The 13,625-nt window shown below is 39.3% G+C and carries 10 protein-coding genes; 8 read left to right on the forward strand and 2 right to left on the reverse strand.

The genetic code is table 11. The features are described 5' to 3' along the window. Positions 1–64: 64 nt before the first annotated feature. From secA to msrA, 6 genes are all read left to right on the forward strand, one after another. Complete coding sequence (gene secA, locus AC00Y6_RS09625; protein WP_474490406.1) at positions 65–3,136, forward strand: preprotein translocase subunit SecA; 3,072 nt, start codon at positions 65–67, stop codon at positions 3,134–3,136. 147 nt (positions 3,137–3,283) lie between these two features. After that, positions 3,284–5,434 carry a TonB-dependent siderophore receptor gene (locus tag AC00Y6_RS09630; protein WP_474490407.1) on the forward strand — a complete coding sequence of 717 codons (2,151 nt, stop codon included), beginning with the start codon at positions 3,284–3,286 and terminating at the stop codon, positions 5,432–5,434. A gap of 31 nt (positions 5,435–5,465) precedes the next feature. After that, a complete protein-coding gene (locus tag AC00Y6_RS09635) occupies positions 5,466–6,668 on the forward strand; it encodes a PepSY-associated TM helix domain-containing protein (protein ID WP_474490408.1) in 1,203 nt (400 codons plus the stop codon). Between the two features lie 68 nt (positions 6,669–6,736). Further along, positions 6,737–7,714, forward strand: coding sequence for an ROK family protein (locus tag AC00Y6_RS09640; RefSeq protein ID WP_474490409.1), 978 nt, complete (start codon positions 6,737–6,739; stop codon positions 7,712–7,714). A 133-nt stretch (positions 7,715–7,847) separates the two neighbouring features. Continuing rightward, the gene (locus AC00Y6_RS09645) at positions 7,848–8,741 is read left to right on the forward strand and encodes a hypothetical protein (RefSeq protein WP_474490410.1); all 894 of its coding nucleotides are present in this window, start codon (positions 7,848–7,850) and stop codon (positions 8,739–8,741) included. A gap of 335 nt (positions 8,742–9,076) precedes the next feature. Further along, the gene (gene msrA, locus AC00Y6_RS09650; protein ID WP_474490411.1) at positions 9,077–9,625 is read left to right on the forward strand and encodes a peptide-methionine (S)-S-oxide reductase MsrA; all 549 of its coding nucleotides are present in this window, start codon (positions 9,077–9,079) and stop codon (positions 9,623–9,625) included. Between the two features lie 32 nt (positions 9,626–9,657). Here msrA and AC00Y6_RS09655 read toward each other — a convergent pair whose 3' ends face one another. After that, on the reverse strand, positions 9,658–10,566 hold the full coding sequence (locus AC00Y6_RS09655) for a DUF3078 domain-containing protein (protein ID WP_474490412.1): 909 nt from the start codon (positions 10,564–10,566) through the stop codon (positions 9,658–9,660). Between the two features lie 21 nt (positions 10,567–10,587). Then, the gene (locus AC00Y6_RS09660; RefSeq protein WP_474490413.1) at positions 10,588–11,700 is read right to left on the reverse strand and encodes a DUF3078 domain-containing protein; all 1,113 of its coding nucleotides are present in this window, start codon (positions 11,698–11,700) and stop codon (positions 10,588–10,590) included. A gap of 139 nt (positions 11,701–11,839) precedes the next feature. Here AC00Y6_RS09660 and AC00Y6_RS09665 point away from each other — a divergent pair, with 139 nt between their 5' ends. Together AC00Y6_RS09665 and dprA are read left to right on the forward strand one after the other, a co-directional pair. Further along, positions 11,840–12,613 (forward strand): rhomboid family intramembrane serine protease, encoded by a 774-nt coding sequence (locus AC00Y6_RS09665; protein ID WP_474490414.1) that lies wholly within the window; start codon positions 11,840–11,842, stop codon positions 12,611–12,613. 29 nt (positions 12,614–12,642) lie between these two features. Continuing rightward, the gene (dprA, locus tag AC00Y6_RS09670; protein ID WP_474490415.1) at positions 12,643–13,614 is read left to right on the forward strand and encodes a DNA-processing protein DprA; all 972 of its coding nucleotides are present in this window, start codon (positions 12,643–12,645) and stop codon (positions 13,612–13,614) included. Positions 13,615–13,625 lie beyond the last annotated feature (11 nt).

The raw sequence follows: 13,625 nt of genomic DNA on the forward strand, positions 1-13,625 counted from the left end.
GCTATCGGCTTTTAAAATAATTATTAATGCAATTAGCCACTGTTAATTGCCAAAAGCTGAATAAATGAGTTTTTTAAACACCGTTCTTAAAAGTTTTTTGGGAGACAAAAATGCAAAAGATTTAAAAGAAGTAAAAAAAGTTGTCGCAAAGATAAAAGCAGCAGAACCTAATATCCAATCTTTGACAGATGACGGATTGAGAGATAAAACTGCAGAGTTTAAAGAAAAAATAAAAACTGCAGCTGCCAAATTTACAACCCAAATAGAACAGGTTAACGAGCAGATAAAAAACTCTAGTAATGTAGATGAAAAAGAGGCTCTCTTCAACAAAATCGAAGGTCTTAAAAAAGAATCTTACGAGGTAGAAGAAAAAGTCCTTAACGAAATCCTGCCTGAGGCTTTTGCTTTGGTGAAGGAAACATCGCGCCGTTTAGCCCAAAATGGAGAAATCCGCGTAACTGCAACCGACAGAGACCGTGAATTGGCCGCTACCAAAGACTTTGTAGTTTTGGAAGGCGATACCGCAATCTGGAAAAACGCTTGGGATGCTGCCGGAACGCCCGTTGTTTGGGACATGGTACATTATGACACGCAGTTCATTGGTGGTGCCGTATTGCACTCCGGGAAAATTGCCGAGATGGCAACCGGTGAAGGTAAAACATTGGTAGGGACACTTCCTATTTATCTTAATGCACTTCCGGGACGTGGCGTACACGTGGTAACTGTTAACGACTACCTTGCCAAAAGGGACTCGGCTTGGATGGGGCCATTGTACGAATTCCACGGTTTGACGATTGACTGTATCGATCTTCACCAGCCTAACTCCGATTCCAGAAGAAAAGCTTACCAATCCAGCATTACTTACGGAACCAATAACGAATTTGGTTTCGACTACCTGAGAGACAACATGGTAACCAATCCATCAGAACTTGTGCAAGGTGAACTGAACTTTGCCATTGTGGATGAGGTTGACTCTGTATTGATTGATGATGCAAGAACGCCATTAATTATCTCCGGGCCCGTACCACAAGGTGACAGACAGGAATTTGATGTGCTGAAACCATCTGTTGACAGGATTGTAGAAGTTCAGAAAAGAACTGTTACAGCCATCTTTAACGAAGCCAAAAAACTTATTGCCAATGGCAATACCAAAGAAGGTGGTTTCAAACTGCTTCAGGCTTACAGGGGTCTTCCTAAAAATAGGCAATTGATCAAGTTCCTTTCAGAAAGCGGAAATAGAGCATTATTACAAAAAGTTGAAGGCCAATATATGGCAGACAACAACCGTGATATGCCAAAAGTAGATAAAGACCTTTATTTTGTCATCGATGAGAAAAACAATCAAATCGATTTGACGGACAAAGGTGTAGAATATATGTCTGCGGGTAACGAGGACCAACAATTCTTCGTGCTTCCTGACATCGCTACAGAAATTGCCGAACTCGAAAAGAAAAATCTTTCCAAAGAAGATGAGTTTGCAGCAAAAGAAGACTTATACAGAGACTTCGCGGTGAAATCCGAACGGGTACACACGATGAATCAGTTGTTAAAAGCATATACATTGTTTGAAAAAGATGATGAATATGTGGTAATTGACGGCGAAGTAAAAATTGTAGATGAGCAAACTGGCCGTATTATGGAAGGTCGCCGTTATTCTGACGGCTTACACCAAGCGATAGAAGCCAAAGAAAATGTAAAAATTGAAGCAGCGACTCAAACCTTTGCGACAATTACCTTACAGAACTATTTCCGTATGTATAACAAACTGGCCGGGATGACCGGTACTGCGGAAACCGAAGCTGGAGAATTCTGGCAAATTTACAAACTGGATGTAGTGGTAATCCCTACTAACAGGCCTATCCAGAGAGATGACAGACAGGATTTGGTTTACAAAACCAATCGTGAAAAATACAATGCCGTTATCGAGGAAATCGAGAGATTAACTTCTGCAGGACGACCTGTCTTGGTGGGTACTACCTCGGTAGAGATTTCCCAATTACTTTCGAAAGCATTACAGTTAAGAAAAATCCAACACCAGGTACTGAACGCGAAACTTCACAAAAAAGAAGCAGAGATTGTTGCCGGAGCCGGTGGACCAGGCGTTGTAACCATTGCTACGAACATGGCAGGTAGAGGTACCGATATCAAACTGAAAGGCGAAGTAAAAGATGCCGGCGGTTTGGCCATTATTGGTACAGAAAGACACGACTCCAGACGTGTAGACAGACAGCTGAGAGGTAGAGCCGGCCGTCAGGGAGACCCGGGAAGTTCCCAATTCTATGTATCTCTTGAAGATAACTTGATGCGTCTTTTCGGTTCCGAAAGAATCGCTAAAATGATGGACAGAATGGGTCATAAAGAAGGTGAGGTTATTCAGCATTCTATGATATCCAGGTCTATTGAGAGAGCTCAGAAAAAAGTGGAGGAAAACAACTTCGGGGTCAGAAAAAGATTGCTGGAGTACGATGATGTGATGAACAAACAACGTGATGTAATCTATAAAAGAAGAAAGAATGCATTATTTGGTGACCACTTGAAATACGACATCGTCAACATGATCTACGATACGGCTGCTGCGATTGTAACCCAAGCCAAAGCTTCCGGTAATTATAAAGATTTTGAATTTGATATCATCAAATACTTTACGATGGAAGCGCCGGTAAGCGAATCTGTATTTGCAAGCACTCAGGTGGCGGCGTTGACAGATTTGGTTTTTAAAAAAGCAAAAGAAGATTATGACCAAAGGCTGGAATTGTTAAAAGAAAAAGCGTTCCCAATTATCGAGAATGTTTACCTTAACCAGGGTTCTATGTTCAAGATGATTCAGGTTCCTTTTACAGACGGAACCAAGACAATGACTATTGTAACCGATCTTAAGGAAGCTCATGATACCAAGTGCGAAAGCCTGATTACCGATTTTGAAAAGAATATTTCTCTTGCCATCATCGATGAAAATTGGAAAACGCATCTTAGAGAAATGGATGACCTGCGTAGATCTTCGCAAGGTGCTGTTTATGAGCAAAAAGATCCTTTGGTTATTTACAAACAAGAATCTTTTTACTTGTTCAGCGAAATGGTTGACAAGGTGAATAAAGAAATTGTATCATTCTTGTACAAAGGCGAAATCCCTGCATAGATTTACCCTATATCATTATACAATCCTGTTGATTACTCAACAGGATTTTTTATTTATAACCATTCTTAATAATCTGATAAAAATCACAATTATAGTTAATTTAGAACAATTAAAAATAATATATTTGCAGAAATATTTCCCTTAAAAATGAAGAAAACGATCATATCAGCTTTGGCACTCATTTCAACAGTTGCCTATGCTCAAAAGAAAGACTCAACCAACTCAAAGACTATAGAAGAAGTTATCATTGATAAAATGGTAAAAAAGCTGGACACCGAATCTTCTAACAAAATGCCAGTCAAATTTATTGAGAATCCACAAGTTTACTCTTCAATTGACAAGGGGATTCTGGAAAATGAAAACATTTTTACTGTTGACGATGCGTATAGAAACGTTACCGGCTTACAAAAAATGTGGAACCCAACAGGAAGAGCCGGAGATGGAGGATCTTACTTCGTCCTGAGAGGTTTTCCTTCGCAAGCCTCTACTAGAAACGGAGTGGTTGCGCCTGTTACATCTACTATAGATGCAATAAACATAGAGAGGCTGGAGTTTTTGAAAGGTCCTGTGGGAACTTTGTATGGGAGCAACGTTGCCTCTTATGGCGGACTTATTAACAGGGTTACCAAAAAACCTCAGCAAAATTTCTTTGGTGCGGTTTCCGCCTCCGCTGGTAGTTACAACACTTACAGAGCAACTGCAGATGTGAATGCTCCAATAACAAAAGACTTGCTTTTCCGGATCAATACAGCTTATACCAACGAAGGAAACTTTACCAAGACCGATGCTAAAAATCAATACACCACATTTGCACCGAGTTTAACCTACAATGTTTCTGATAAACTGCAATTGAATCTGGATTATGAACTGTTCAACAATCGAGTAACCGCTAATCCTTATTTCTTTTATCTTTCGCCAAAAACCCTTAATGGCATTGATAATATGAAGGATTTGGAAAGAGTTGCAGGCTTGGATTACAAAGAATCTTTCACCGGAAAAGATCTCTACATGAGAGCAAGAACTTCTAATATTTTTGGAAATGCAAGATGGAAGCTTAACGATAACATCACTTCCAATACTTATATCAACAATTCAGATTCTTATTCAGACGGTTACAATCCCTATTTTTCTGTGGCGTATAACCCTACGTCTACATCTTACAATGTTACCAGAGCTGACCAATCTACCGAAGGAAGTAAAAAATCATGGTTTCAAATCCAACAAAACTTCAACTTCAATTACGATTTCTCCAATGGGATGAAAAACCGAACAGTTGTGGGGTTTGATTACATGAGAACTACGGAAAGAATGCGTTACAAGTATTTGAATTTTAGTTTTGATACGGTAGCGGCATCGGGTGCAGATTATTCGGGAATGAATGGCAACGCACTCGCTTCCTTGTACGCAGTACCTACCAATGTTTCCAAATGGGACTATATACGGGATTTAAATACGTATTCCGGGTATGTATCCAACTTGTTTACCCCAATAGACAATCTCCATATTATGGCCGGAATCCGGTATGAAAATAACGATTATCTAGGTGGTACGTCCGGACCAAATGTGGAAAAGGCTTACAATCAGTCCGCATTTTCTCCTAAAGCAGGTATCTCCTACGAAATTGTAAAAGATAAATTTTCTGTCTTTGGTAATTATCAAAATTCTTTCAAATCCAACGGTTATTATGTGTCTGATATTGGAGGTAACACAACACTGTCAGATCCCCAAAGAGGAAACCAGTTTGAAGGAGGTTTCAAAACCAGTCTGTTTCAAAACAGATTCAACGCAACAATTTCGTACTATAATATCAAGGTAAGAAATCAATTATTATATACAGGAGAATATACTCCAGCTTTTTCTGCGGTTCAGAAGCAAGCTGGATCTACGCTCAGCAAAGGATTTGAACTTGAAGTTAACGCATATTTAGTGAAAGGATTTTCACTAGTTGGAGGCTTAGCATACAACGATACAATTGATCAATCCACCGGTTTAAGACCTACAACCGCAGGTTCTTTCTGGAATGCCAATTTTAACTTGGCTTACCAATTTATTGATGGCATGGTTAAAGGTCTTGGCTTTGGTTTTGGCGGTAACTACGCTAGTGACAACAATGTGACAGGTGATTTTGTTTTACCTAAATATTTCGTTTTGAATGCCAATGCGTTTTACGACGCCAAAAGATTCAGGATAGGAGTAAAAGTTGATAACTTTACCAATCAACATTACTGGACCGGCTACTCTACCGCAAACCCTCAAAAGCTTGCTAATTTCTTAGGAACCATTGTTTACAAATTTTAATAAACTTCTGTAACTTGGTTTTATAATCTGTATGATAAAGAAACACCACCATAAAAAGAAACCCGGGTTTTTCAAAAAATGGTCAGCCAAACTACATCTGTGGTTTGGCCTGTCCATTGGGTTCCTGATTTTTATTATTTCGATTACCGGGGCACTCTATGTTTTCAAAGATGAGATAGAAAATGTCACCCGCAAAGAATACATCTATCACAATGAGGCTAATATTGTCTCAAAAAAGGTCATCCCCATCCGTCAATTGGAAAAATTGGTGAATCGACAAACCAAGGAGAAATACCCGATCCATTGGGTAAACGTCCCGATAGATAAAAAAATGTCTTATCAGTTCTGGTGGTACGAGCATCAGCCAGATCAATGGAATTATTTTGATGAATTTCCTATTTACAAATTGGCTTACGTTAACCCTTACAACGGGAAAGTGCTTCAGGTTTATGATGAGAAAAACGGTTTTTTTGCCATCGTAAAATCCATTCACTGGAGTTTCCTCCTCAAACAGGATTGGGGGACTTACGTTGTTGGCATTCCGGTGATTATCTTTTTGATCATGCTAATAACTGGAATTATCCTATGGTGGCCAAAAAATAAAGCAGCAAGAAAGCAACGTTTCAAATTTCAATGGAAAGACACTACCAAATGGAAAAGGAAGAATTATGACCTTCACAACATCCTTGGTTTTTACTCATCGATTTTTGCATTGATACTAACGATTACAGGACTGTTTTATGCTTTTTTTGTAGTGCAGGCAATGATATATGTGGTGTTTTCGGGAGGCGAAACAACCTATCCCGATTTCTCCAAAATTGTTACTAAGGCACCTCTAGAAATGAGGACAGAACACACTTTGGATAAAATTTCAAACAAAGTCATAGAACTTTACCCCGATGCATATTCTTTTTCATTGGATTTGGGTCATCCCCACATTGATGATCACGAGCATCCTCATTATGAAGTGTATGTCAAACATCTTTCCTACTCTTATCACAAAAGCAGCAGCCTAATTTTTGACGAGAATTCGGGGGATTTATTACATACGCATGATCCAAAAGACAAAAACCTAGGAGAAAAAGCTGTCGCGGCCAATTATGACATTCATGTAGGTGCTATATTGGGATTGCCTACCAAGATCATCGCTTTTTTAACCAGTCTTATAATAGCGTCTATGCCTATTACAGGTTTTATGATTTGGTGGGGAAGAAGAAATAAAAAATTAAGCTAAGATTAATATTTAATACATATTACATTCAATTTTTTTTTAAATTTAGCCTTTGAAATTTTTAAAACCACATGTCATTACTAGATTTGTCCAGGCAAGTTGCCCTGGGAATAGATATAGGCGGGACCAATACCAAGTTTGGACTCGTTAACCATCGTGGAGAGATCCTTGCCAAAGGGAGTATTAAAACCGATGAGTATGAGAAAGTTGAGGATTTTATAGACTCTCTTTACCAGAATATAGAACCATTAATCAAAACATATTCCCCTCATAAAACCCTAGATGGTATAGGGGTTGGTGCTCCCAACGCCAACTATTACAGAGGGACTATAGAGCAGGCTCCCAACCTGCGCTGGAAAGGTGTTGTACCGTTTGCGGAACTTATGAGTAAAAAGTTTGGTGTACCCTGCAAAATGACCAATGATGCCAATGCGGCAGCCTTTGGTGAGATGATGTTTGGTGCAGCCAGAGGGATGCGGGATTTCATCATGATCACTTTGGGGACAGGCGTTGGCAGTGGCATTATTGCTGGCGGAAACTTGATTTATGGCCATGACGGATTTGCCGGAGAATTGGGTCATACCATTGTAAAACCTGGTGGAAGAAAACACTGGAGTACAGGATCCGAAGGTAGTCTAGAGGCTTATGCTTCTGCAACTGGTATTGCCATTACTGCAAAAAAGTTCCGGGCAGAGTTTCCGGATTCTATGCTGAATGAATATCCTGAAGACGAAATCAACTCCAAAACAGTCTATGAATGTGCATTGAAAGAAGACCCAACAGCCATCGAGGTTTTTCGCTACACAGGACAAAAATTAGGCGAGGCTCTAGCCAACTTTGTGATGTTCTCTTCACCAGAAGCTATTTTGCTTTTTGGAGGCGTTATCAAAGCCGGTGACTTCCTGCTAAAACCTACCAAACTACATATGGAGAGAAATCTGCTTCCTATTTTCCGCGGAAAAGTAAAATTAGTTTTCAGCGAATTGGATGAAGCCGATGCAGCTATACTTGGGGCAAGCGCCCTAGTATGGGAAAACAACAATAAATAATTGATATTAGAAATCCTTTGCCCTTTCTACTAATGGGAATAATTTTTGCTATTAGTCTTAGAAAATCAAAGGATTTTTTGTGCAATGACCAGAGATTTATTAATCATTCTAAGTTTTTTCCTGATCAATTGTAATGGGCAAAAATTATTTACGTACTCTTGCTATTAGAGTACCAGTACCGAAGCATAAGTTCATTACAAACGGACTAGTGTTATCAATTGCAGTTACAGCAGCAGGCTGTTCCAGCGTAGACAGCCAGTCACGCTCACCCGATACGGATAATACGCTAACCAAAGGGCAGGTTGCCACTTTCCCGATCAGTAAAGGTTTTAAGGTTTTCAACGGGACAAGATACAAAAACACAGGTTATTTCGATCAAATAGGATTAGTTCCTTTTACAACAGTCTATGACGTCTGGAATTTAACTTGTGATGCAAACAATTGCTATAACGTGCCAGATAAAGAGGCATTTAAGAAGGTACTTACGAGCTACGTGTCACAATTCCGCTCAAGCGAATATATTGCATTTGATTTTGAAAAGATTGTAATAGACTCTGCCACTTCAGAAGAGCAGGCAAAAAATGAAGTTACCTTGATTAAGCAATTAATCGCATGGGCGCGAGAAGCGTATCCCAATGCTAAGCTTGGCATGTACGACTACGACTTCAACGACAAATTCCGTGACATCAAAGCACAATTGTATCAACAAAGTGGATTTGATTTCTTTGCTCCAACCTTGTATCAACGCTGGCCAAACCATGCCTCATGGCGTGTAAATCTACAAGCTGTTGTTAATAATGACCGGGCAATAAACGCATCACTACCTATTTATGCATATGTGTCACCCTACAAAGCCGGACGGACAGCAAGTGGCTTACTGACTGATGCAGAGTGGCTGGGAGAATTATCTAATGCCGGACAAGCTCTTAGCGGTATAATCATCTGGACAGCAAATACACAAACCGATACGCTCAACACCACCCAAAGTTGGATAGATAACTTGCGCTGGATGATGTCTTCGCATTGATTGTTAAATATGATAACACCACGACAGTTTCCAGATTAAATAAAGAGAAAGCAGTTCTAAATTTTTAGAAATAATTTAAAATTAATTATAAATAAATTGGATGAAAAGACATAGCTGTCAAGGGCTACAATATAAAAGAACAACAAACAATGGATATATTAATCCTTCTATTTTGTTTCTTGGATAGGAATAATATTTGCTATCACCAATCCGGAAGATCAAAAATATTTTTCTTTTGAATAATGACAACACGTTATCTATTAATCATTCTAAGTTTTTTCCTGATCAATTGTAATGGGCAGGAAAAGAAATCAAAACCTTTAAACAATCAAACAATGGATAAAAATAATTTGGAACACGCCACATTGGCAGGCGGTTGCTTTTGGTGTGTGGAAAGCTGTTTTCACATGCTAAAAGGTGTCGCTTCTGTTACCTCTGGATATTCCGGAGGGCATAAGGATAACCCTACTTATGAAGAGGTTTGCACCGGAACCACAGGTCATGCCGAAGTGGTGGAAATAACCTTTGACCCAAAGATCATCACTTATAAACAGCTGCTGGAAGTTTTTTGGTTTCTGCATAACCCTACTACTCTGAACAGGCAAGGGAATGATGTAGGAACACAATATAGGTCATCTATTTTCTACCATTCTGAAAAACAAAAACAAGAGGCCGAAGAATCTATGAAAGAATCGGAAGCCAGAAAAGACTGGAATGGCAAATATGTAACCGAAATTGTTCCTTTTGAAAAATTCTGGCCTGCAGAAGCTTATCATCAAGGCTACTACAATGCCAATCCTACACAGCCCTACTGCAGCGCAGTAGTTGGTCCCAAGATCCAAAAGTTCAAAAAACATTTTGGAGAAATGGGCTGGTTAAAATAAAAAAAGTGGAACGCGATGTTCCACTTTTTTTGTTATTTCCATTCCTGATTTCGTTTGTTATCAGATCTTTTTTTGCCATTATCAATGTTATAGGCAAATCCAATTCCCAAGGTTTGTTTGAGCTGGGTTTTCTTAATTTGGTTATGATCATATAAAAGATCCAATGTCACATTGGTAGAGATATACTTGTTGACTTTCAAATTCAGGATACCACTATAAGATAATACAAGACGCTCCGGGTGATCCAGATAATTTGAAAAAACCGATGCGTTGTTTTTTAAAGAGATGTTCTCCATCAATTTCAATTTGTATTGTGCCGTTCCCAAAAAACCGAACTGGAACAACATCGCATCGCCATCATTTTTTAATCCGTAATTGCCGGCATACTGCAGATCTTTATCCAAAACAAATGTAAATCTGGCATTGGCAGGTCTTAGTGTCATAGTGAAATTATCGGATGGCTTGTATGTAAAACCGACACCCAAATTAAGGTAACCCGGCGACATAAAGTTGGAGATTTTGGCAGCATCTGGATTATTTCCGTCGCTGTAGCCTGGTGCAAACTGGGAGATGAGACCTGCGCCACCGGAAACGTACCAGTTGGTCTCGGCTAGCCTTCTACCATAATTGGTGGAAAGATTAATAACATCCTGCGTCTTCCTGTTGCCCACACCTTGGGTATTATTCATCCCATAGCCTAGAATAATAATATTTTCCCAAAGATCTTTACCTTTCTCATAGGTGAGGTTATAGTTGACACCAGCCTGCCATCCGATATTGTTGGCGCCACCGGCTACCCAATTAGAAAAAGCGGATTGGTTAAGCATCAGCGTATTTTGCCCAACAATAGACCAAGCTTTTGTAGAATCCTGCACAGGTTGTTCCTGAGCCTGCATTACCAAAGCGAACAAAGTACTGCTTAAGAATAGAATTTTTTTCATCGTTTTATATTTAATAAATTATTATCGGTTGATAAAAGGCTTTATAACGCCTGTATTACTGTCTCTCTCCATCTTGTACCCCAGATTGTACATAATACCGATGCCAAGCGTCTGCTTTCGTTGCAATTTTTGAATCTGGTCGTGGTCATACATCATTTCCAGGCTTACCACTGTCGTAATGTATTTATTAAATTTAAGATTAAGGCTAGCAGCATAATTAATATCCACGCGCTCCGAATGTTCCAGATAATTGCTGAAAAAATTAATCTGATTGACAAAGGAGGCATCTTTAAAAAGCTTGATCTTGTATAATACATTCAACATGGCACCCAGTTCAGATCTCATGCTTTGTCCATCCCTATCCAAACCGTAATTTCCTGCGAGCTGTAGTTTTTTATCCAGCACAAACGTAAACTTACCATTAATTGGCCTCATTATTACCTGAAAATTTTCGTTGGGGTTATAAGATAAGCCTAAACCGATATTAAGATAAGCAGGCGCCATAAATTTCGAAATCCGATCGTTATAGCTCGGATCCGGCGTATTGGAATAATTAAAACCAGGTGTAAACTGAGACAGAAATTGGAACCCTGTAGAGAGGTAATAATCCTTTGCCAGCTCATAACCATAATTGGTTAGTATATTAATATAATCATCTGTCTTACGCGTAGATTGCCCCGTAGAAGATACAAACCCATAACCCATCTGGATATTATTATCAAGATAGTGCCTGTCTTTTTTGTAAACAATATTGTAGTTGATTTTTCCAATTACCCCAATATTATTGTTCCCACCTGCGTACCAATTAGCAAATGAGGACTGATTAAAAACCAGGCTATTCTGTCCAAATATAAACCAACGCTTAAGTGTAGGGAGTGTAAGAATAGAGGACGGCGTCAGTGGGCTGGAGTCTCCTGCATTGGGCGCTACCACAATATTATTATTCAACTTTACAGTATCTCTGCGGATTGATTTAATTTTAACGATTCTGGGGTTAGCCAAACTGTCCATATCAATTCCTGCGGAGTCCCATTTTTTTTGGTTTATAGAGTCTATCAATTTATGATAGTCTGTGATCTGAGCTTGTAAAATACAGCATATACACAACAAAAATAGGGCTGATATCTTTTTCATTAATTCCTAATTTGATGCAAAAATAGTAAATCAAAATTTTACAAATCTGTCTTTAACGCCAAATTATCGCTTTCTTAAAGAATTTGCGGACAAAATTGCCGCCACAAAAAGTTGGCTGCATTATTGTGAAAACAAAATAATGCTACTGAAATCGATTAGAATCCAAGCCCTTATTGCGCCGATCGCCATGCTTGTGCTGATGTGGAGTTTCTTCGCCTTGCAGGCCATGGGCTTCTTCAGTGGTTGCGATGGCGCGATTATACCGCTAATGCCGCAAGGATTGAAAGGTGTACTTTTTGCGCCCTTATTGCATGGCAGTGTAGATCATATTGTCAGTAATTCGTTACCTATTGCCATTCTCCTCTTTTTGTTATTTGAATTTTATCCCAAAATTGCATGGCGGATTTTTACCATTGGTTGGATCGCCTCCGGACTTTTGGTTTGGCTTCTACCCCCTATAGACATCCATACTGGAAATTGGAATTATAGCTGCATCATAGGAGCAAGCGGTTTGGTTTACATGTTAGCATTCTTTATATTTTTCAGCGGAGTTTTACGTTGGGATATAAAGTTGATGACAATTTCATTAGTAGTAGCACTCTACTATGGGAGCCTTATTTGGGGGATTTTTCCCGAAGAATTTTTTTATCAGCTACAGGAACCTAGCAGGATCAGCTGGCAGTCCCACCTTTCTGGCAGCATCACTGGGCTGATGCTGGCTTTGATTTTCCGAAAACAAGGTGAGAAAAAAATTAAATACATCTGGGAATACCCCAACTACTATAGCGAAAAAGATGACAAGCTGTGGCAAGATTATATTGCAAACCACCCTAATGATTTTGAGGAACTGCCTCAGCTTAAGCAAGAAAGCATTTGGGATTACCTGGACGAAATTCGGAAAAATGAAAAATAGTTTCTATCTTCGTAATAACCCAAGTGATCATGTCCTACGAAGAATATTTGTATATCATAGCATTACGGCAATGCAAAAATCTTGGCAATGCCAACCTTAGAAAGCTTATCAATAGTTTGGGCTCTGCAAAAGACGTATGGCAAGCCTCTCAGAAAACTCTAATGTCCATTGATGGCATCGGGAAAATTAGGATAAAGGACATTGGTAACCTTGAGTTTATCAACTCCGCAGAAAAAGAACTTGCTCATTGCGAGAGACACGGCATCAGCATAGTTTCTATTGGAGAAAATAGCTACCCTCAATTATTGAAAAACTGTGACGATGCACCCGTTCTCCTCTTTTACAAAGGCAATCTTGACATAATCCAAAATACAATCAGCATTGTTGGCACCAGAAAATTGACGTCCTACGGAAAATCATTTATTCAGGACTTATTAACCGAGCTAGCAGGTAATCCCATTTGCACCGTGAGTGGACTTGCATTGGGAGCAGATACTTGCGCCCATGAGGAATCTCTTAAAAACAACATCCCTACAATCGCTGTACTTGCACAGAGCCTAGACAGCATCTACCCCGCCGCTAATAAGAGGTTAGCGGATAAGATATTGGAAAACAACGGCGTGCTAATGACCGAGTATGCCAGTTTTGATGGTGGCAACAAAGAATACTTTTTACAAAGGAATCGTATTATAGCAGGTTTATCGCCTAATCTTATTGTAGTGGAAACGGCATATGGCGGTGGTTCTGTAACCACAGTCAACTGTGCCAATGGTTACAACAGAGATGTCTTTGCCCTACCGGGAAAAATTACAGATATTTACAGCCAAGGTTGCAATATGCTGATTGCTCAAAATAAAGCAGAAGCTATTGTCAATATCAAAACATTGGCTCAAAACCTCAACCTATCATTGCAACCTCAACTATTCCCCGAAGAAAAGAAAAAGCAGGAGATTAACCTAGTCATGGTCGGAAGAAAATTCCGACCATTTTTTATGTTTTAAAGACTTTAGCA

It is taken from the genome of Epilithonimonas sp., from assembly GCF_056329745.1.